The 21574-nt window shown below is 41.6% G+C and carries 21 protein-coding genes; 14 read left to right on the forward strand and 7 right to left on the reverse strand.

Going from position 1 to position 21574, the window contains the following annotated elements:
* Window positions 1-7 precede the first annotated feature (7 nt).
* Window positions 8-1252: a glycoside hydrolase family 10-like protein gene (locus ICL16_RS32700; protein ID WP_190835920.1), complete on the reverse strand. Its 1245-nt coding sequence runs from the start codon at window positions 1250-1252 to the stop codon at window positions 8-10.
* Between the two features lie 319 nt (window positions 1253-1571).
* On the opposite strand from ICL16_RS32700, the gene ICL16_RS32705 reads away from it, so the two are divergent.
* The 5 genes from ICL16_RS32705 to ICL16_RS32725 all read left to right on the forward strand — a co-directional run bounded on the left by ICL16_RS32705 (window position 1572) and on the right by ICL16_RS32725 (window position 6313).
* A complete protein-coding gene (locus ICL16_RS32705; protein ID WP_337907173.1) occupies window positions 1572-2768 on the forward strand; it encodes a hypothetical protein in 1197 nt (398 codons plus the stop codon).
* A 158-nt stretch (window positions 2769-2926) separates the two neighbouring features.
* Complete coding sequence (locus ICL16_RS32710; RefSeq protein WP_238361057.1) at window positions 2927-3133, forward strand: selenium-binding family protein; 207 nt, start codon at window positions 2927-2929, stop codon at window positions 3131-3133.
* Window positions 3134-3200: 67 nt separating this feature from the next.
* A complete protein-coding gene (locus ICL16_RS32715) occupies window positions 3201-3404 on the forward strand; it encodes a helix-turn-helix domain-containing protein (protein ID WP_190835745.1) in 204 nt (67 codons plus the stop codon).
* A gap of 60 nt (window positions 3405-3464) precedes the next feature.
* On the forward strand, window positions 3465-5135 hold the full coding sequence (locus tag ICL16_RS32720; protein WP_190835746.1) for an Alw26I/Eco31I/Esp3I family type II restriction adenine-specific DNA-methyltransferase: 1671 nt from the start codon (window positions 3465-3467) through the stop codon (window positions 5133-5135).
* 44 nt (window positions 5136-5179) lie between these two features.
* Complete coding sequence (locus ICL16_RS32725) at window positions 5180-6313, forward strand: DNA cytosine methyltransferase (protein ID WP_202895830.1); 1134 nt, start codon at window positions 5180-5182, stop codon at window positions 6311-6313.
* Between the two features lie 28 nt (window positions 6314-6341).
* Here ICL16_RS32725 and ICL16_RS32730 read toward each other — a convergent pair whose 3' ends face one another.
* Window positions 6342-7979 carry an Alw26I/Eco31I/Esp3I family type II restriction endonuclease gene (locus ICL16_RS32730; RefSeq protein ID WP_190835748.1) on the reverse strand — a complete coding sequence of 546 codons (1638 nt, stop codon included), beginning with the start codon at window positions 7977-7979 and terminating at the stop codon, window positions 6342-6344.
* Between the two features lie 274 nt (window positions 7980-8253).
* On the opposite strand from ICL16_RS32730, the gene ICL16_RS32735 reads away from it, so the two are divergent.
* Window positions 8254-8988 (forward strand): glutathione peroxidase, encoded by a 735-nt coding sequence (locus ICL16_RS32735; protein WP_190835749.1) that lies wholly within the window; start codon window positions 8254-8256, stop codon window positions 8986-8988.
* A 60-nt stretch (window positions 8989-9048) separates the two neighbouring features.
* Here the strand turns inward: ICL16_RS32735 and ICL16_RS32740 are convergent, their stop codons facing one another.
* Genes ICL16_RS32740 through ICL16_RS32750 form a run of 3 tightly spaced genes read right to left on the reverse strand, consistent with a single transcriptional unit; the run spans window position 9049 to window position 12409 of the window.
* Window positions 9049-10674, reverse strand: a complete 1626-nt coding sequence (locus tag ICL16_RS32740) for a PhnE/PtxC family ABC transporter permease (protein WP_190835750.1) — start codon at window positions 10672-10674, stop codon at window positions 9049-9051.
* A 32-nt stretch (window positions 10675-10706) separates the two neighbouring features.
* Complete coding sequence (locus ICL16_RS32745) at window positions 10707-11447, reverse strand: phosphonate ABC transporter ATP-binding protein (protein WP_190835751.1); 741 nt, start codon at window positions 11445-11447, stop codon at window positions 10707-10709.
* Window positions 11448-11500: 53 nt separating this feature from the next.
* Window positions 11501-12409: a putative selenate ABC transporter substrate-binding protein gene (locus ICL16_RS32750; RefSeq protein WP_190835752.1), complete on the reverse strand. Its 909-nt coding sequence runs from the start codon at window positions 12407-12409 to the stop codon at window positions 11501-11503.
* A gap of 464 nt (window positions 12410-12873) precedes the next feature.
* On the opposite strand from ICL16_RS32750, the gene ICL16_RS32755 reads away from it, so the two are divergent.
* The 6 genes from ICL16_RS32755 to argZ all read left to right on the forward strand — a co-directional run bounded on the left by ICL16_RS32755 (window position 12874) and on the right by argZ (window position 18623).
* Window positions 12874-13239 (forward strand): hypothetical protein, encoded by a 366-nt coding sequence (locus tag ICL16_RS32755; RefSeq protein ID WP_190835753.1) that lies wholly within the window; start codon window positions 12874-12876, stop codon window positions 13237-13239.
* Window positions 13240-13278: 39 nt separating this feature from the next.
* On the forward strand, window positions 13279-14130 hold the full coding sequence (locus ICL16_RS32760; RefSeq protein ID WP_190835754.1) for an alpha/beta fold hydrolase: 852 nt from the start codon (window positions 13279-13281) through the stop codon (window positions 14128-14130).
* Window positions 14131-14183: 53 nt separating this feature from the next.
* Entirely contained in the window at window positions 14184-15302 is a 1119-nt protein-coding gene (locus ICL16_RS32765; protein ID WP_190835755.1) for a phosphotransferase enzyme family protein, read from the forward strand.
* Window positions 15299-15838 carry a DOMON-like domain-containing protein gene (locus tag ICL16_RS32770; protein ID WP_190835756.1) on the forward strand — a complete coding sequence of 180 codons (540 nt, stop codon included), beginning with the start codon at window positions 15299-15301 and terminating at the stop codon, window positions 15836-15838. Before ICL16_RS32765 ends, ICL16_RS32770 begins: the two co-directional genes overlap by 4 nt.
* A gap of 55 nt (window positions 15839-15893) precedes the next feature.
* Window positions 15894-16154 (forward strand): hypothetical protein, encoded by a 261-nt coding sequence (locus ICL16_RS32775; protein ID WP_190835757.1) that lies wholly within the window; start codon window positions 15894-15896, stop codon window positions 16152-16154.
* Window positions 16155-16511: 357 nt separating this feature from the next.
* Window positions 16512-18623 carry a bifunctional arginine dihydrolase/ornithine cyclodeaminase gene (gene argZ, locus ICL16_RS32780; protein WP_190835758.1) on the forward strand — a complete coding sequence of 704 codons (2112 nt, stop codon included), beginning with the start codon at window positions 16512-16514 and terminating at the stop codon, window positions 18621-18623.
* A 98-nt stretch (window positions 18624-18721) separates the two neighbouring features.
* Here argZ and ICL16_RS32785 read toward each other — a convergent pair whose 3' ends face one another.
* A complete protein-coding gene (locus ICL16_RS32785) occupies window positions 18722-19204 on the reverse strand; it encodes a PIN domain-containing protein (RefSeq protein WP_190835759.1) in 483 nt (160 codons plus the stop codon).
* Window positions 19205-19209: 5 nt separating this feature from the next.
* The gene (locus tag ICL16_RS32790; protein WP_190835760.1) at window positions 19210-19449 is read right to left on the reverse strand and encodes a hypothetical protein; all 240 of its coding nucleotides are present in this window, start codon (window positions 19447-19449) and stop codon (window positions 19210-19212) included.
* 192 nt (window positions 19450-19641) lie between these two features.
* Here ICL16_RS32790 and ICL16_RS32795 point away from each other — a divergent pair, with 192 nt between their 5' ends.
* Together ICL16_RS32795 and ICL16_RS32800 are read left to right on the forward strand one after the other, a co-directional pair.
* Window positions 19642-20136 carry a DUF2085 domain-containing protein gene (locus ICL16_RS32795; protein ID WP_190835761.1) on the forward strand — a complete coding sequence of 165 codons (495 nt, stop codon included), beginning with the start codon at window positions 19642-19644 and terminating at the stop codon, window positions 20134-20136.
* Window positions 20137-20161: 25 nt separating this feature from the next.
* A complete protein-coding gene (locus tag ICL16_RS32800) occupies window positions 20162-21307 on the forward strand; it encodes an aminotransferase class V-fold PLP-dependent enzyme (protein WP_190835922.1) in 1146 nt (381 codons plus the stop codon).
* Window positions 21308-21574 lie beyond the last annotated feature (267 nt).

The following is a 21574-nucleotide window of genomic DNA, read 5'->3' on the forward strand; positions in this document are numbered from 1 at the left end:
ATTTACCCTATGGTTTCCAACCTGTAATGAGATTGGGGTAAGATGTGCTTGTGGGAAAGAGGTTTTGGAACCCAGCGGCACGTTGTTGTGAGGATTCTTTGGTGAGATTCCAAAGGGTTTCGTAGAAGAAGAAGGATACTCCAGCAAACTTACGATCGCGTACTGCTTGCACTTGTGTTTGAATTTGTTGCATGGGGACAAATTTACCTTTTAACCCAGTCATAATACCGACACTTACGGGAATATGACTTTTTGCTGCTTTCATCTCTGGTGTTTCTAATTCCTTAATAAAGGTATTGATATCGTCACGATACACCTGCAAAATTAGTTCTTCAACTAATCCCAGGCGTTCCCATTTTTCCCAATCTGCTAAAAAGAAGTCACGGGAAAAACTTTGGGGATTAGGAGAAATAGAAACTAAGCAATTTTTTTTCGTTGCTTTGATGGCTTTAAAAACTCGTTGCATGTAGTTGGTGATTTTGTCTGCTCTCCACTGAATCCATTCAGGATCTTGAGGATTTTTCGGTGGAATTTGACCGTTGTGTTCTTTTTTATATAAAGAAACTGTATAAGCGTCGTATCCTAACTCAGCAGGAAAACCGAAATGATCGTCGAATTGAATGCCATCAATATCGTAGTTTCTCACTATTTCCACGATTAAATCTTGTATAACTTTTTGCACATCTGGACGCAAGGGATTCAGCCAAACGCGATCATGAATACCTTCTTTCCAAATTTTTGTACCGTTACTGCGACTTGTCAGCCATTCCGGATGACGCTTGGCTAATAGTGAATCGGCAGGAGCCATGAAGCCAAATTCAAACCAGGGAATGACTGTTAAACCTTTTTGATGTCCCAAACTAACAACTTCTTTGAGCATATCTCGCCCTTGCAACCCTGGTGTAGGATCCACAGAACGCCCAATCACAGCTTGTGCTACCCTGCTGGGGTATAGTGTGTAACCCCAATTCCAAACTGTGGGATACACAGTGTTAAAGTTTAGTTGCTTGAGTTGTTGCAAAGCACTATTAAGACGGTTGCGCTCAAATAAGACGTTGCTATCAATATTAGTTAACCACACTCCTCGTAACTCTGATTGCGGACGAGATGTAGTTTGCGCATAGGAGGGAAATGATAGCGCGATCGCTGCTACCATACTCAGGATAACTACGAGTGCAAAAAACGCCTGATTTTTGTAACTGCGTAAGTTTCTTGAACAATATTCACCACACCAATTGAGAAATTTTTTCATCATTTCTTGAGTAGAAAACTTTACACCTGTATGATCAAACCATGAATTATGACTGGAATAGATGTAAAGAAGTTGCATTTTCCCATTTATACACCCCTACGGAAACGTTTTCAGTGAACATCCCTACTTTCAATTTGTCTTCTGTACATTTTTATTCAGTAAAATTACAGTTAACCAACTAGTTAATCTCATAGAATAAAGGGTTTTAGCCTTATATAAATTTTTTGTAAAACTTAAGGAACAAAGAAGAATTATACCAGCGTCTAGCTTGATATCAGCCTGAAGAAAAAGCTATTCTTTCATTCCATGTAGTTAATATATGGGAGTAAGAATCACTTTGTTATTTCCGATTCGTTTCTTAACTATTGCCATGAAATCTTTACTCAAGTTTTACTTTACCACAAAACAAGCACAAATTTTCACTGCCTTAGTATTAACTGGCATTTTATCTATTAGTAGTGGGTTAACATCAATAGAAAGTGTTACCGCCGCCCCCACAAATCCTGAGATAGCAAATGCAATTCGCAAAGAAAATACCTTACCACGTTCAGTAGCTACTGCTGTAATCCGAGATTTATCAGGTAAAGAGGGAATTCCAAGCAGAAAATTGCAAATTACTAATTATAGTCAACACACATGGCGCAATGGATGTCTAAATTTGCCTTTACCAGATGAATTTTGCACCCAAGCGTTAGTTTCTGGTTGGCGGGTTGTGGTGTCTGATGGTAGTCAAAACTGGATTTATCACACTAATGACAACGGACGTTTTTTACGCTTAGCAAATTCTGATAATTCAAAAAGCGAAGTAACAGAATTACCAGATTCTGTCAAAAATGCTGTTTTAAGAGTTACATCTCGACGGCTAAAGTTACCAGTTGCTCAGTTAAATATTATTCAAGTTCAACAGCGAACTTGGAAAAATAGTTGTCTAGAAGTGACTAGTTCTGTTCCTAATTTCTTTTGTTCTCAAAAGTTAGTGTCTGGTTGGCGAGTAATTGTCGGCGCACCAGAACAAGCGTTAGTTTATCACACCAACAATTCTGGTTCAGTGGTAAAGCTGAATAAACGAGAAAGTGAAATTAGTGAGAACTCGCAACAAAGCCAAATCCAGCCTGTACCCATTTCATCGAGTGAGCTACCACCACCATTACAAAGTAGCGTGATTTTTCGTTCCTTTTCTACTGGCGGCTTTACTGGTAGAACCTACGAAACTGTTTTACTCAATGATGGACGTTTAATGCAATATCGTATTGGCGATACCAAGACTGGTGAACGTCGAGTATGGCGCATTTCCACAGAAAAAGTGCGACAGTTTCAACAATTGTTAGCACAAAAGGGCGATCGATTCAACAATTTAAGTTACCCAGCGCCTAAAGGTGCTGCTGATTACATTACCTATACTCTTACCAGTAGCGAGGGTTCTATTCAGTACAACGATATCTCTCAAAGTAGTCTACCTAAAAATTTACAGCTAATCGTCAAAGCTTGGAATCAGATTAGCAAGAGTTATCAGTAATTAGGGGAGACAGGAGACAGGAGTCAGGAGGAGGCAGTGCGTTGCGGTGAGGCAGCGCTGCATCCGGGTTTCTCACTGTCGGGCGTGACTGCGAACCCGGAGGGAGGTTCCCGGAGTTGAAGCATCTGCCGTTCAGAACACAGGAGTCATAATAATATATGTCACTCTTGAATTCTGACAGCCCCGACTTGTCCAATAACGGCTCATACATGTTGCAAATTGACTGTGTTACTGAAAACGGGGGAATAAAAATAAACGAAAACTTCTACGTTGACTTTGGTCAAGAACTGAATGGTTCAGGTTCATCTCGCGCTCATGAAATGCGCTATCCTGGAGGCGATTGCACCTCTGATATTTGGGTTTAGTTGAAATGCCAGTCACAGGTGAGATTATGAAGATAAGCAATCTTACACCTTGAAATTTACAGACCCAATGACCGACTCTGAACTAATCACTGTTTCGGAGGCTTCTACATTATGCGGCTATACACCTCAGCACATTAGGTTACTGATTCGACAAGGAGTAATCAAAGCCCGACGTGCTGGGGGGATTTGGCTAGTTGAAGCTTCTAGTCTGCAAAATTATGTGGACAATGCTCCTAAACCAGGTCCCAAAAATGATCGAGCAGCTACTTGAATTATATTCCATTTAGAATATAATTACTGCTATAAGCATCACGTTTCTTGAGAGTTAAATGTGAATCATCTTGAAATACTTCAGTCTACTCCTGCGGCTCAAGTAGGAGATGGGCGTCAAAATCTTCTAAATAAGACAACTGGCAAATTTTATACTCCATATTTTATTGGTACACGTCTTGTTGATAGTGTTTTAACCCTGATAATTCGCAAAGATTGGGAAGGAGAGCTATCTGTTATTGATCCTTTTTGCGGTGATGGGCGGCTGATTACTTGGTTGATAGAACATGCTCAAGCGTTTCCTCATCTCATGCATCGGTTGTGGCGAATTGAAGTATGGGATTGTGATACACATGCAGTTGAATTAGCAAAACAGAATATTCAACGTACCGCTAACGAAATTGGATTGCGGTACAGTTTAAAAGCTGTTGTTCAAGATAGCTTTCTCTACTGCTTTTCTCTATTTATAGAGAAACAAACTGATGAAACTTGCTTTGATATAACTATTACTAATCCTCCCTGGGAAGTTGTGAAACCAGACCGTCGGGATACTGAAGTATTAGATCGAGAAACGGAAGTCGCTTATATTAATTCTCTCCGAGACTATTCAAAAACGTTGGCAAAATGCTTTCCCTTATCTATGCCCCGAAAAATGTTTTCTGGATGGGGAGTAAATCTAGCCCGTGTAGGTCTTGAAGTTGCTGTTCGCTTAACCAAAAATCAAGGAGTGACTGGAATCATTTCACCAGCAACAATTCTTGGGGATCAAAACTCTGAGATGTTGAGAAAGTGGTTGCTGACCAATCATTCAATTAAATATATTGACTACTTTCCTGCTGAAACTAAATTATTTAATGGTGTGGATCAAGCTTGTGTTAACATTACCATTCAGACCAACACCACTTCACAAAAAATTTTTCTCTATAAGTTTGATGAAGCTAGGCGCTACACACAATATCATCAAGAGCTTAAATTGCCTGAAACTTTTTTGACTTCAAATGGTTATATCATTCCTATCTACAATAATGAATCTCAATTTGCGCAGCTATCACGCTTGTGCGATTTACCAACACTCTTGAGCTTACAAGGCAACGGTGAAGGAGAATTGTGGACAGGTCGAGAGTTAGATGAAACAGGTCACACAAGTTACCTGTCTTTACAAGGTAATTATCCTTTTATTAAGGGAAAAATGATCCAGCGACTGACCAAGGTTAGTCAACCTACTTTCTTCATCAAAAAAGAAAAGGAACTTGATGTTCCTGCTTCTGTAAACTATCCACGTATTGTCTGGCGAGATGTGAGCCGACAAACTCAAAAACGACGAGTTCAAGCTACCATTATTCCTGCTCAATGGGTTACTGGTAATTCTCTTGGTGTAGCGCATTTTCGGACAAATGATTTATCGAAACTTTACACCCTACTAGGTATCATGTCCTCATTACCCTTTGAGTTTCAGGTTCGCTCTATGCTATCAACTGCTCATGTTTCTGTGGGTGTTTTGCGTAAGACACGTATACCCTTAATCACTCCTCAATTTTCTGCAACCGTGGTTCCGTTGGTTGAACAGATACTTGCTGGAAACTTAGCAGCAGAAGCAAAAATGGAGGTTATTGTTGCTAAAGCATACGGTCTAAATCGCCTAGACCTTGCTTCCATGATGAACTCATTCCCTAAACTTACTACTCAAGAGCGTCAAACTATACTTGACCACCCCCTATGGGAGGAATTTTGATTTACAATCACTATTCAGCAAAACTTAGCAAGCTTGACTTGTCTATGGTTATGCATATCCCTCCTGGAGGTAATTGGAAGAATATTCCAACTTCTATTCCTTCGCAGCGATTAGCTCAAATTAGAGAAAGCTACGCCAAAGGTAAGGGAAGCCGCTCTACTTATTATGGGCGGCTTCGTCCAGATGCACCTGCTTATACAATTAATACCTATTTTGGTCGCCCTGGAAATGGCTGCCACCTTCATTACAATTATGATGGAGGGCAGCATCGTGTGATCAGCCAACGGGAAGCAGCAAGGCTGCAAAGCTTTCCAGATAGCTTTGTCTTTTTAGGTTCACGTACAGCAGTTAGTACTCAAATTGGTAATGCCGTTCCACCACTGTTGGCTTATCAGATTGCAATGCAATTATGCCCCCCAGGAATTTTTGTAGACCTTTTTGCAGGTGCAGGTGGCTTGGCACTAGGATTCAAATGGGCAGGTTGGCAACCAGTAGTAGCAAATGACATTATGCCACAAGGTTTGCAAACCTATGCTAAAAATATTGACTCGAATGTAGTTATTGGAGACATTCGAGATCCAGAAGTTTTTTCCAAGATAGTGTCAGCTGTTAAGAAAACTAGACGGAGCAATTTAAACCTTAAACTTTTTGTGTTAGGTGGTCCTCCTTGCCAGGGATTTTCTACAGCCGGAAATACTCGCTCTATGAGTGATGAACGTAATTCTTTATTCAAGAACTATCAACAAATTATTGAGGCAATTGAACCAGACGGATTTGTGTTTGAAAATGTAATGGGGTTGTTGAACATGGAGCGTGGCTATGTCTTTGAGCAAATAAAATCTGCTTTGGGTTCAATAACTCAGCAATTGTCAATTTGGAAACTTGATGCTGCGGATTATGGGGTTCCTCAGCGACGTAAGCGTATTATTCTAGTGGGCAGTGAACAAGCAAATCGCAGTATTCCGCAACCCCCACCAGTATGCGACAAGACTGGAAGTTGTTTAGTTGGACTTTCACCAGTTGTTAGTGTTTCTGACGCTCTCAATGATTTGCCTCCCTTGGAGCCAGGTCAAGATGGAGAAAGTCTTGACTATATCACACCACCATTAACAAACTACCAGTGTTTAATGAGGGGTGTAATCTCGCCAAAGCAATATCTTGAGAAGCTTCGCCATTAAGCTAAAATTTTTCCCTTTTAACTGTAAGTTACGTATCTAAATTTAACTCACCTCTGACATAGCGATCGCCCGTCCATTGGTTGCTTAATTCAACTGCTACTAATGCCATTACATCAATAAGTTGTTGTTTTGCCGTGACGAAATTAGGAGGATAAATTGTGGGAATACTATCAACAACTCCTCGAAAACCCTCATCTATTGACATTTTCCTGTTACTTGATAACATTGCTGCAATCTGAGTATCAAGGTTCTTAATTGTATCTGAAGATTGCTGTAAAGCTACTAAAACAGCTTCCACCTTACTCTTAATTGAATCTGTGTTTATATAAATAGCGTTACGGTTATCTTTGATAAAGTAGTCTCGTAGTGATTCAAATGCAACTCGACAACGACGAGATTTTTGCTCTGCTACATACTTAGTCTCACGAGAGGTATAATTGATTCTATCGAATTTTGTAATGTGTTGCTCCACACGAAGATTGATAAAATCAATTTTACGTTCAGCACAACCAAGTTCTAGAAATGTAGCTAAGAAGGTAAAGTGTCCTGCATCAGCAATTGTTTTGAAAATACTCATTAAAGTATGACGGTTATCTCGAAGCATTTTGCTCAAACGTAAAGCTGTTTCATTATTCACAACATCTTCTTTTCGTAGATTCCATAGAGCTTTACTATGCCATGAGATTACTGCAACACCTGTAGCTTCAACTTCTCGTAAATGAATTACTTCACGCAAAGTCATACGGTTATTTTTTGCACTGTTGCATGACTTGCATAGGAGTTGAAATTCTGGTCTGTGGGTAAACCCTAATGACAAAGGTCCAATGTGATCCCCAGAACATGGGCCAGGATGACTATTTAAACAAGCTTCATTGCCAAAGTTAGCTTTAATTTGTCCCATTAATCGGTTAGCAGCAATCCAATCACCTTCTGTCCAATACTCAAAGACGCGACGGTCAGTTGTGTACGACTTTAAGTTGACTTTACTACGTCCCTTGTCTACCTTGCTACGACAACATTGGTTAAAAGAATGAAAGCCATCAAAGCGATCAGGTGCATTTGACATAGCACCAGGGCTAAGTAAACTTGGCTCTTTTGGAACATATTCTTTCTCAATCCAATTGAGCCAGCTTTCCAAACTTGGTTCCAGTAATGGTGGTGATATTGCACCTGTTTTGAGAAGAAATGTGAGATTAGAAAAGACAGAATCGCCAAATACCTCAACTAATCGAGTCACCAAGTCTGTAATTTTCTCATAGGATTCGAGCGGAAAATTTTCATCAACGTAACCTAGTTTATTAAGTCTTTGCAATAAAGAGTTAGACGGATAAACATATCGCAACTCCATAACCTTTCCACAACGTTTACACGGTTTCTTCAGAGTAGGATGAATCACTCTTGCTGTCCTGCTGATCCACCTATCTGAATTTGGGTTAACTCCAATTGAGACAGCTTTTATACGCCACCATTCACGCCGTTTATGATGGGTATCCTTGTGTTTTCCAGACTTTCTGTTTGAAGGTGCTTCCCACTGAATCTTACCGCCCTCAGTAAATGCATCTGGCATTCCTGCATAAACCGGGTGGTTAGCAATAAATTCCATATATCGAATAAAATCCGGATGCCAAACCTCTCCTTTGTTGCCGTACTTTGGTTTATTTGTCATAATCAGCCCTCTCAAAAATACCCGGTTAAATTAATCAGGTTTCATATTCTCACTATTGACAGTTATAATTTCCCTTGGAATTTCACCCCACCTGAAACACCGCTCCCACCAAGCCAAGCAACTGATCGCGAAACAGCGCCGGAAAGTTTCTCTGTGCTGTTACCTTGAAAGAACCTACTAAAATTTTTATTTGACAAGCCATATTCGTAATGAGTACGCTTTATGAGGTAACATAGAAAGCGTTTGTAATCTAGTTTATCAAGGAAGCAAACTCATGTTAGCTAATCGAGAAGGACAAAGAGTTCCCAAAGTTACCTTCCGGATACGCAAAGACAATCAGTGGGTGAATGTAACAACAGATGATTTATTTGCAGGTAAGACAGTGGTAGTTTTTTCCCTACCAGGAGCGTTTACTCCCACTTGCTCATCAACTCATCTTCCCGGCTACAACGAGTTGGCAAAAGTTTTTAAAGAAAATGGTGTAGATGACATCATCTGTATATCTGTCAACGATACCTTTGTCATGAATGAATGGGCAAAGGATCAACAAGCAGAGAATATAACTGTAATACCAGATGGGAATGGTGAATTTACTGAAGGCATGGGAATGCTCGTAGATAAATCAGACCTTGGGTTTGGTAAACGGTCTTGGCGTTATTCTATGCTGGTAAAGGATGGCGTAGTAGAAAAGATGTTCATAGAGCCAGACGAACCAGGAGATCCCTTTAAAGTATCTGATGCAGAGACAATGCTCCGATACATAAACCCTAACGCAGTGAAACCTCAACTGGTTTCCCTGTTTACAAAAGTAGGTTGTCCCTTCTGTGCTAAAGCCAAAAACATGCTGAAGGAAAATGGCATTGATTACGAAGAAATTGTCTTAGGTAAAGAAGTGACAACTCGCTCATTACGAGCTGTTACAGGTGCAACAACTGTTCCTCAGGTGTTTATTGATGGTAAATACATTGGTAGTTCCGAAGCCTTAGCAGATTTCTTGGGTGTTAAATAGCAAATAGACATAGCAGTGAAAAACAATGTAGAGACATTCCATGGAACGTCTCTACAAGGATTATCTTAAAGATCTTCTCACCTCACCACTAATCATGTCTACGATAAAGGTAAGTCCCATAAAAACTATTAAAGTAGTCAAAAGACCTTTGTAATCAAAGCTGCTGAGTTGCTCAGTAAGGAGACGCCCCAAACCACCAGCACCAACCAACCCAACAATCACAGTCGCACGAATGCAGACTTCCCAACGATAAAGAATGTAAGCAAAAAAACGGGGAAGAGTAGAGGGTAAAACACCATAGAGGAAAACCTGAGAATTAGTTGCACCTAAAACTTGGAGAGAACGCAAAGGTTTTTCATCCAAATTCTCTATCACCTCCGCCATTAAACGCCCAAGAATACCCAAATTGTGTAAACCAAGAGCGATCGCACCTGGTAAAATACCTGGAAACAAAACAAACAGAAAGATTAACGCCCAAATTGGTTCTGGTACAGCACGAGAGAAAAGCAGCAAAAAACGAGTGAAAGAAGTTTGAATTTTCTCACAAACTCCCCCACTCCTCCTTGCTGCCAAAAAAGAAAGCAAAATACCACCCAACCCCGCCATAGTAGTTGCCAAAATAGACATAGCAAGAGTTTGAGTACAAAGAGTCAACAACTGATCAAGATCGATCCATTGATTCGGGAAAGCATCCTGAATCACTCTAACTAAAAGTTGAGCAGTGCGTATTGACCAAAGTTTGGTAAAATCAGCCTTAACATACCAAAAAGAAAATATTAACAAAATCGCACCAAACAGCAACGAAAAATTCACCAATAAGTTATGGTGTAAGGAACGCGAGTAGGGCTGCTGGAGATTGAGAACATTCAAATCCAAACGACTGGGAACACCCAAACCCTGACGCAACAAAGCACTCCAAAAATCAGTACCACCACTCAACAACAGCAACGCAAACATCAAAGTCCACATTTGCTCATAACGCAAAGACTGGAGACTGAGCAGAATTTGATAACCCAATCCACCAGCACCAATAATACCCAACACAGTAGCAGAACGAATAGAACACTCAAAACGATAAAAACTATAGGAAAGCAAATTCGGGAAAGCTTGAGGAAAAATACTATAAGCAAAAGCACTTAACGGCTCAACACCACTATTAACCAGAGCAAACAATTGCTGTTGAGGAGTATTATCCAAAATTTCCGAAAACACCTTAGCAGTAATAGCACCAAAAGGAATCGCAATAGCCAGCACCGCCACCAAAGGATCAAGCCCAAAAATATTCACAAAAAACAATCCCCAAATCAACTCATGAATCGCTCGAGGAATTGACAAAACACCCCTTACCAGCAACCAAGGCGCAGAATAAAACCTTCCCCCACCAACACTCCACCAAACCTGCGAAGAAAGAACACCACCCACAAACCCAATCACCACACAAAAAAACGTCCCACACAAAGCATAAGCCAGAGTCTTCAACATCGCTTCCATTGTCAACAGCAAAAACTCACCACTAAAATCCGGACAAACAACCGCCACAAAAAAACGCACAAAAAGACTCCAACCACCCACATTAACCAAATCCTGCCCAAACAAACCAGCAACCCACAACGACCAAACAACAGAACAAATAAAAAGTAAAAAGTAAAAAGTAAAAAGTAAATTCTTTAACTTTATCTCCCTCATCTCTTCTCTTGGCGTCCTTGGCGCCTTGGCGGTTAAATCCTATACAACTCCTCCACCATACCAGCAGACACCCGCTCAACAGGAGCATCAAACAAAACTCTTCCCTCTCTTAAACCAACAACACGCTCAAAATGACTGCGAGCATACTCAATCGCGTGTAAACTAACAACCAAAGTCTTCCCCTCACCACTCAACCGAAGTAACAAATCCATCACCTCACGACTACGTTCAGGATCAAGACTAGAAATCGGTTCATCAGCAAGAATCGCAACAGGATCTTGTACCAACACACGAGCAATCGCCACCCGTTGTTGCTGCCCACCAGATAGGCTATCGGTACGTTCATACAACTTTTCTGGAATACCCACTTGCCGCAAAGCCTTTGCCGCTGTTTCCCGCGATAGAGGATAAAGTAGTGAAACAGCAGCTTTAAGAAACGACCATCTGCCTAAATGTCCAGCATTGACATTGTGAATTACTTGTAGGTTGTTTACTAAATGAAATTGCTGGTATATTGTACCAATTTGCCTTTGTACTTGGCGTAAGGATTTGGGGCGCAGATGGGCTAGGTTGCGTCCAAGTACCCATACTTCTCCTTGTGTTGGTTGTAGTGAACCGTTGAGTATGTTAATTAGGGTACTTTTTCCTGCTCCGCTTGAACCTACTAGGGCTACTCGTTCTCCTGGGTGGATTTGTAGGTTGATGTTGGTGAGGGTTTGGATGTTGTGGTATTTTTTGGTGATGTTTTTGAGTTCAAAGATTGGTGGGTTCATGGGTTTAATGTTTGAACCGCCTAGACGCCAAGGACGCCAAGAAAGAGTATTGTTTATTTTATTTTGCCGATTTCTCGACCGATTTTTTCGATTTGGGTGTAGTTTTCGTTTTTGGTGGGGATGAATTTTTGAGCTTGTAGGAGGTCGAGGATTTCTTTTTGTTCTGGTATTTTGGGATCTAGTTTTAGGAAGGCGTTTTGCACTTTTTTGATGAAGTCATTGCCGTAGCGTTGTTGGACTTGGGGGTTGATTACCCAGTGGTAGTCGTAGTAGGTGGGGGTGCGCCAGATTGGTTGTACTTTGTTTAAGTCTACTTCTTTGGCACTGACGCGCTTTAGCCATACTTTTTCGTTTAAGGCTCCGACTTGGTAGGTTCCTGCTTCTACTAGTTTGATGGTTTTGTCGTGATCTCCGCTAAAGCCTACTTGTCCTTTGAAGTCGGTTAGTTTTACGCCTGCAAGTTGGAGAAAGTATTGTGGCATGAGTCGTCCGGATGTGGAAGATTCGCTGCCAAAGGTGAGGGTTCGCCCTTTGAGTTGTTGAAGATCTTTGGCGTTTTTGAGGGGTTTGATTCCGGTTTTTTTGTTGGCGATGAATACGCTATGGAATTTTTCGTCTACGTCTCGTTGGGCGATCGCTTGTGCGCCTGGTACTTGTAATCTTGCTTGAACTCCTGTTAAGCCCCCAAACCATACTAGGTCTAAATCTCCTACTTTAAATGCTGTGACTGCTGCTGTATAATCAGTAACAGGTTTATATTGTACCGGAATGTTGAGTTCTTTCTGCAAATATGTCGCTAGTTTACTGTACTGCCGTTGCAATTTTTCTGGATCTTGGTCGGGAATTGCTCCTGTGATTAAAGGTTTTACTTGTTGTGTCCCTTTGACTGAACCCGTTTCAGTGGATGAACAAGCCACTATCGGTAGCAATAGTAACAACCCTGATGCTATAAATTTTCTCATTATTTTGAATGTACGACTTTCTCTTCCCGGTTAAGATTTTACACTGCCATTACTCATAAATTACTGGAAAGACAGTAATTACGTAAATTTACTTAAAAATAGCTGAGATGATGATGAGTATTTTGGATAAAATTTTGATAACTACCATTGGTTTGTACCACAGTTATATAAAGTTATAATAAACTAAAAAGTGTATCTATCTGCTTGCTGAGTTTCAAAATTATTTCTTTTGACTTTCAGCAAAAGATTATGAGTAATCCGATTGATAGAGATGCTGTAATTCATTCTTTGCTAAATCTATAAGTATGGGTATGGTAGGATATCAGATTTAAAATACACGAATATTATCTCAGTGTAGTTGACCGCATTTGATAATTTGCCAGCGATCGCACCACATGTGGTTCACATTTGACAAAATTATCAAAAAAAATATATCAGTAAATATATGAACAGAGGCTAATTTTATGTCTTATGAACAAAATAAGGTAGAATATAAAAATGATTCTTATCAAGTACAACCAACGGAAGGAGTGCCAGAACGTTCGCCCCTACCAAATCATGTAATCACGACAGATATATTTATTTCTTTAATTCCCCTGGGATTTATATTAATTTGGGCAGGGAGTTTTTTGTTACTGTCTAAAATGAGAACGTTGGCATTAGACAAAATTGCTTCTACTACAAATACTTTACATAAAGTTCCTTGTAAAAATTGTCAATATTTTTCAAACAATCGTTATCTTAAATGTGCAATACAACCTTCTATTGTTCTAACTGAACAAGCGAAGGACTGTTCTGACTACTGTCCGAAAACTAACAAATCTGAATAAATTAAATACTACCTTTCTCATGGGTATTATAATTTTTTCATGAGCAATTATAATACCCCTTCAAGTGTGGCAAACCTCAACCTCGAAATTCAAGGTGAAGGCTTCCCGATTCTCTGCTTACATGGTCATCCTGGTTCTGGTTCTAGTTTGTCCGTGTTCACTAATCACTTGTCAAAGCGCTTTAAAACTTTGGCTCCCGACCTGCGCGGATACGGCAAAAGCCACTTTCGGGGTAATTTTGTCATGCACGACCATTTGACAGACTTGGAGGCGCTTATAGAGCAGTTTCAAATCAAAAAATGTCTAGTATTGGGATGGTCATTAGGTGGGATTTTGGCGATGGAACTGGCGCTAAGATGTCCACAGCGCGTTACTGGTTTAATTTTAGTCGCTACAGCCGCTAGACCAATCGGCAACCATCCACCGATTACTTGGCAGGATAATCTCTACACCGGAATTGCCGCTTTGTTGAACTGGATCAAACCAAGTTGGCGGTGGAATATAGAAACTTTTGGGAAGCGATCGCTGTTTCGTTATCTCATTCAACAACACAACTCCACTGCCTACCGCTACATTGCCTCTTCTGCAGTGCCTGCCTACTTACAAACCTCTGCTGCCGCTACTCGCGCTCTCTACACCGCTATACAAACTGGGTATAATCAACTACCGGAATTACACAAAATTCAATGTCCTAGCTTGGTACTTTGTGGTGCCCAAGACCGACACATTACAGCATATTCTAGCTTAGAAACATCTCAACATCTCAAAAATTGCCAACACCACTGCTATCCTAACACCGCCCATCTTTTCCCGTGGGAAATTCCTGACAACGTATTGAGCGACATTGATCGCTGGCTGATTGCGCATCCACAGGTAATTGATCGTGGTTGATGTAAAACGCTACGATGTCTCCTATTGCCTTTGTGCAATTTCGAGGAGAGAACATGACGGAAGATGCCAAAACACAGCAGACAGATCATCTTGTTACTATTGCCAAGCAATTCACCCAACAAGGAACTGTTATTAGTATACAAGCATTTGGAAGTGGTAATATAAATGACACTTTCTTGGTCACTTTAGATTCACCAGAGTCAAAGCATTTTGTCTTGCAACGTATTAACACCCATGTGTTTCGGCAGCCTCAACTTGTTATGCATAACATGCGTGCATACACGGAACATGTTTACAAGCGTTTACAAAGTAACCCACTTTCTCGGCGCTGGGAAGTGCCACGAGTACTGTTGACTCTTGATGCTCAAGATCATTGGAGAAATGCAGACGGATCGTTTTGGCGGGCTATCAGCTTCATTGAAGGTTCACAGTCTTTCGACACTATGCGCGGTCTGGAACAAGCTCAAGAAGTTGGCTATGCTTTGGGAATGTTTCACAATTTAATCAGCGATTTACCTCCAGAAACACTCGCTGATACACTTGAAGGATTCCACATTACGCCGCTTTACCTTCAACAATATAATGAAGTTTTGGCGAAAACTAATTGGCGTCAATCTCCTGAAGTAAACTATTGCTTGCAGTTTGTGAGCGATCGCTCCTCTTGGTCATATATTCTAGAAGATGCTCTAGCCACAGGCAAGCTACCATTACGTCTGATGCACGGCGATCCCAAAATTAACAATGTCATGTTTGATACTGTTACCGGGCTAGCAGTGAGCGTAGTAGATCTAGACACAGTTAAACCGGGTTTGGTACATTACGACATTGGTGATTGTCTACGTTCTGGCTGCAATCCGGCAGGAGAAGAAACCGAGCAGTGGGAAGAAGTTTATTTTGATACAGATATATGTCAAGGAATCCTACAAGGTTATCTTTCTTCCGCAAAAGCGTTTCTGACCGAAAATGATTATATTTACATGTACGACGCCATTCGTCTACTCGCTTTTGAGTTGGGATTACGATTTTTTACTGACTATTTAGCAGGAAATGTCTACTTCAAAGTCAAGCACCCAGAACATAATCTTGCCAGGGCGATCGTTCAGTTTAAGCTTACTGAAAGCATTGAATCTCAAGAAACTTTGATTCGCTCCATTATCCAAGACGTGAAATGAATCCCCAGACATTTTCCTTACAACCCTTTCCTTCTACCAAGCCCCCACCTAAATTGAAAATTACAGGTAATATCGCCCGAGATGCGAATCAACTTACCATCACTTACGCACTCCAGGGGGATCTAACAGAAGTTGTCATCGCCCCACCATCAGAAACACCAACACGAAAGCACCAACTGTGGGAAGACACTTGCTTTGAATTCTTCCTTGGGATCAAGGATTCTCAACGGTATTGGGAATTCAACCTCTCCCCAAGTGGACACTGGAATGTATATCGCTTTGATGGGTATCGTCAAGGAATGCAAGAGGAAACAGCTTTTACAACACTCCCGTTTAGCGTCGAGAATCAATCCGACGGTTTAGCACTTGCGGTGGATGTCAATTTGGATAAAATCGTCTCGGCACAACAAGCCCTGGAAGTTGCCATTACCACCGTCATCAAAGAAAGAGACGGCGAGGTGACTTACTGGGCATTGACTCATCAAGGTAGGTCGGCTGACTTTCATCTGCGAGACAGTTTTATCATTGAGTTGTGAGTTATATCTTAACTAAAATAGTAAATAAAATAGCTTTAGCAAAATATTCCAACAGATGACACAGGTACTTCTTCAGCACATCATCAATCAGCTTGAGGCTCTCGAACCAGAAGAATTACAGCAGCTTAATCAGGCAATCCAAAAACATCTTGCTGTCAAAGAAACTGTTCAAAAAACAAAATTTCATCAAGCATTGTTAACATCTGGCTTAGTAAAACAGCTTAAAGAACCCACCAAAAATCCGCAAACAGAACGGCAACTAATTCAGATAAAGGGTAAGCCTGTTTCTGAAACAATCATTGAGGAACGCCGCTAGATGGCAGTTTATTTTGTTGATAGCAGTGCGTTATGACGCAGTTCAATTGGCGGTTGCTTGTGCAGTAAACGCGCTGCACAAGCGATAGTTTGCCCCCTGTAATTTTTGTATCAGCTGACAATGAGTTAAATGCAGCTGCTGCAACTGAAGGACTGAAGATTGAAAACCCGAATAATTACCCTTAAGAGCGATCGCCAGTTTTGTAAGATGCAACTTACATATAGAATAGATGGGAGCCATTGAGTCAGCTTTGACTACCAAAATGGAGAATTAAAGTAACAAATTCTACAAATTCATTTCGGCTAACACTTATACTGAGTAAAAGCTGATTGCATCTATTCATTCGTGATATCTATTATGAATTCCCCGATTCGCTTTTTAATGTGTGCCCCAGAATACTACGACGTGGATTACGTAATTAATCCCTGGATGGAAGGGAATATCCACAAGTCATCACGCGATCGCGCCGTAGAACAGTGGGAACAACTACACCACATCCTCAAAGAACACGCAATAGTAGACTTAGTACAACCACACAAAGGTGTACCTGACATGGTATTCACCGCTAATGCTGGTTTAGTACTGGGAAAAAACGTAGTTCTTAGTCGCTTTTTACACAAAGAGCGTCAAGGAGAAGAACCTTTTTTCTTAAAGTGGTTTGAGGAAAATGGATACACAGTTCACGTACTACCCAAAGACTTACCCTTTGAAGGCGCGGGAGACGCATTGCTGGATAGAGAAGGGCGGTGGTTATGGGCTGGATACGGCTTCCGCTCAGAATTAGATTCTCACCCCTACTTAGCAAAATGGCTGGATATTGAAGTACTTTCGTTGCGACTCACAGATGAGCGCTTCTATCACCTTGATACTTGCTTTTGTCCCCTAAAAGACGGCTACTTGCTGTACTATCCACCCGCTTTTGATTCCTACTCTAACCGTTTGATTGAAATGCGCGTGGCAGCATCCAAGCGGATTGCCATAGACGAACCCGATGCAGTGAACTTCGCTTGTAATGCGGTGAATATAGATCACATCGTGGTGATGAATAAAGCGAGTGAAGCGCTGAAAGCACGCCTTGCAAATGTTGGTTTCCAAGTGATTGAAACACCCCTGACTGAATTTCTTAAAGCAGGTGGCGCTGCGAAATGTCTCACATTACGGGTAACTGAACCAGTACGGGAAGAAGTCCATGCCAATGTTTCGGTAGAAAGTCGTATTCTTCGTTTGGAAGGACACTTGCTCGACTCTGGTTTGATTAACCGCGCTCTGGATTTAATTGTCGAAAATGGCGGTAGTTTCCAAGTATTGAATTTCCAATTGGGAGAGCAGCGACAAAGTACTTCAGCAGCTGAGGTGAAGGTGTCGGCTCCTTCTCATGAAGTGATGGAAACGATTTTATCACATTTGATTGATTTGGGAGCAGTGGATTTGCCCCAAGATGAGCGCGACGCTAAATTAGAACCAGTTACTCAGTCGGGAGTAGCTCCTGATGATTTCTACGTCACTACTATTTATCCTACCGAGGTGCGGATTAATGGTGAGTGGGTGAAGGTAGAAAATCAGCGGATGGATGGTGCGATCGCGATTTCCCAAACTCCCAATGGTCTAGTAGCGCGGTGTAAATTATTACGTGATGTAGAAGTGGGCGAACAGGTAGTAGTGGATGTACAAGGTATCCGCACTATTCGCAAAACTGAATCGCGTGAACAACGTAATACTCAGGAATTCAGCTTTATGTCTTCCGGTGTTTCCAGCGAACGGCGCGTGGAATTAGTGGTGGAACAAGTGGCATGGGAGTTACGTAAAATTCGCGATGCTGGTGGTAAAGTAGCTGTCACAGCAGGGCCAGTGGTGATTCACACTGGTGGTGGTGAGCATTTGGCTCAATTGATCAGAGAAGGATACGTACAAGCGTTGCTGGGTGGTAATGCGATCGCAGTTCACGACATTGAGCAATCAATGATGGGTACTTCCCTGGGTGTGGATATGAAGCGGGGTGTCGCTGTACGCGGTGGACATCGCCATCACCTCAAGGTCATTAATACCATCCGTCGTTATGGTAGCATTGCCAAGGCTGTGGAGGCTGGGATCATTAATAATGGCGTGATGTATGAGTGTGTCACCAACAATGTACCTTTTGTCTTAGCTGGTTCGATTCGGGATGATGGTCCTTTGCCCGATACTCAGATGGATTTGATTAAAGCACAAACTGAATATGCCCGGTTGATCAAAGATGCAGATATGATTTTGATGTTGTCATCAATGCTGCACTCGATTGGTGTGGGGAATATGACTCCGGCTGGGGTGAAGATGGTGTGTGTGGATATTAATCCGGCTGTGGTGACGAAGTTGAGCGATCGTGGTTCGATAGAATCGGTCGGTGTAGTGACAGATGTAGGTTTGTTCCTCAGTTTGTTAATACAGCAGTTGGATCGGTTAACTAGTCCTTACCGCATGATGGTAGGTTAATCTTAAGGTTCGTAGTTGCGCTTCAGCGCGGCGCAACTACAAGCTACAAATAAACCCACAAGCACCCATCGTGGGCTACACCCAAGCATCAAATTTACCTAGTCTTCAAAGATGGCATCAAACAGCGATCGCTTGATTCGGAAATTAATTGCCACTAGCTCTTGATAAAGTTGATCCAGACTACCAATAGTAATTTTGCCATCTGTCTGAAGTTTCTTGATCACTGCCAAGGTTCCCTTAACATTCAGTCCCAGTCGAGTTGCTTCCTTCCGAGCTGCTCCGTCATCTAAAATAATATAGTCACATGGCAACTCAATGCCAAGTGCGATCGCTTCTGACTCTCCTTTTCCCAAGCGCATATTTAGACTGTTAGCTAATGTAGTCAATTTAATTGACTTGACGGTAATTTTCCTAGAATCTATTAACGCTTGCACGGAGTCAGAAGTTTCGTCAGATTTAGCACGGATTTCCTCTACAACAAATGCTGGCAGGTAAAATTCATCGGCAGAGTCCACAAAACTATCTAGAAATCCCAACCGCACAAGAAAAATTAATGGAGAGGAGTTAAAAACTATCTTCACTCTTACTACCAATTCTTCTCAAGCGCAACATCTTGTAGAGTTAGATAGGAAAACTCTATACCCATTAAGTCCAATAGCTCAAGCAATACATTTGGCTCCATTTCCATAATTTCTGCTGCTTTTTTCAAGCTAATGACTCTAGAAAATAATGCCCCTACCACAAATAAAAAAGTCTCTTTCTGCTCAATATCATCAAACAATTGGATTTCTGAAGCAACGCTTCTCAGTACTTCCTTGGTAGTCATAGGTATATAAGATAAGTATGAATGTAACACAATTTCCTCATGAAAGCGTGTAAAGCTCGCTGGAGGTTGAGATAGATGGTGGTTAAACCAATTCTATACCAAGGGCGATCGCTCAAAGGCATTTGATGTTTTGCTTCAACTTCCGTTTATGATTGTTAGTAATATTGACTAACAAAACATATACATCTAATTATGGAAGGAGTGGTTCTAAAAAGACGGTTGCGAGTGCGTTGGGTAAGTGCGATCGCTGACTTTCTATTGTTGGGGATGGTTGTCGGACCGCTTGCTGCTCCCTTTCTGGCTGCGTCTGGGGTGTCGTTGTTATCTTTGATTGCTGGTATTATTTATTTTATGGGGGCTCGTGTGTGTCCCCAACCGGATATGGGAGTGGCTTTGGCGTCACCCCATATCATGGCTGTGTGTATGCGCTGTTACGGTACGGTGACGGGGTTGCTAGTTACTCGTCTGCTGTATGCGGGTACTAATGGTAGAGGTTTTTACTGGTTGAGTCAGTATGGTTGGGGTGGCGCGGCGTTTGCAAGTGTGCTAATGATGGCTTATCCTCTAGAATTGGCGGCTCAAGTTTTGGATTTGTGGAGTTTTAATAATTACGTTGTCACCCTGTTTGGGTTGATTACGGGTTTGGGCTGGGGGTTGTTTACTATGCCAATTTTGCATAAGAAGTAGAAAGTTAGTACGTTGTAAGTATAAAATCATGCAAACGCTTTCAATCAATGACAGTCAGAGGTTGCAACTTGCACCTCTTGTAGTACCATCCCGTCTTCTTTTAGGACCAGGACCATCTAATGCTCATCCTACTGTACTTGAGGCGATGAATAAGCCTCCTGTTGGACATTTAGATCCAGCTTTTTTGGCGATTATGGATGAGATTCAGTCTTTGCTACGTTATGTATGGCAAACTGATAATCAGTATACTATTGCTGTGAGTGGTACGGGAACTGCGGCGATGGAAGCGGCGATCGCTAATGCCACAGAACCAGGTGATGTGGTTTTGGTTGGTGTGGCAGGGTATTTTGGTAATCGTCTTGTGGATATGGCTGGGCGCTATGGTGGGGATGTCCGGACTATTACCAAACCTTGGGGACAAGTTTTTACACTAGATGAACTCCGCAGTGCTGTCTCAACTCATCGTCCAGCTATTCTGGCACTAGTTCATGCTGAAACCTCTACGGGCGCACGTCAACCTCTGGAAGGTGTAGGTGAGTTGTGTCGTGAATTTGGTTGTTTGCTGCTGGTGGATACGGTGACAAGTTTGGGCGGGGTTCCCATATTTTTGGATGAGTGGGGAGTTGACTTAGCTTATAGCTGTAGCCAGAAAGGGTTGGGTTGTCCACCTGGTGCTTCGCCTCTAACGATGAGTCAGAATGCAGTGGAGAAATTAAAACGGCGTCAAACTAAGGTTGCTAACTGGTATTTGGATATGACGTTGTTGAGTAAGTATTGGGGTAGCGATCGCATTTATCATCACACAGCCCCAATTAATCTGTATTATGCTTTACGGGAAGCGCTGCGTTTAGTTGCTCAAGAAGGACTGGCAAGCTGTTGGCAACGGCATCAACAAAATGTGGAGTATCTTTGGCAGGGGTTGGAGGAGTTGGGACTGTCTTTACATGTTGATAGACAATTCCGTTTGCCCACACTCACCACTGTACGCATTCCCCAAGGTGTGGATGGAAAGGCAGTTGCACGACAGTTACTTCTTGAACATAATATCGAGATTAGCGGTGGTTTGGGCGAATTAGCAGGTAAAGTATGGCGTGTTGGACTCATGGGTTTCAACAGTCGTAAAGAAAGCGTTGATAGGTTATTAGAAGCACTGCGACAAGTTTTGCCATAAGGGGAGACGGGAGAAATAAGATACCCGGCTTCTTAAAGAAGTCGGGTATCTTTTTATCAAATGTAATGGCTATAAATTTGACAGAAAAAATTAGAAAGATTTGCTTTAACTAAATTGTTCCATGTTTTTGAATAACTGCCAAACTGGCAACATTAGTCTTTTGAATTTGTTATTCATTAACTTACCGGGGTTCTAACATTTTGGAACTAGAAATTTTAGATTTTGGGTTGTGTTTTCAACAATTCAAATGAAACATTACACTAATTT

Source organism: Iningainema tapete BLCC-T55, assembly GCF_014698965.1.
Lineage (GTDB): Bacteria > Cyanobacteriota > Cyanobacteriia > Cyanobacteriales > Nostocaceae > Iningainema > Iningainema tapete.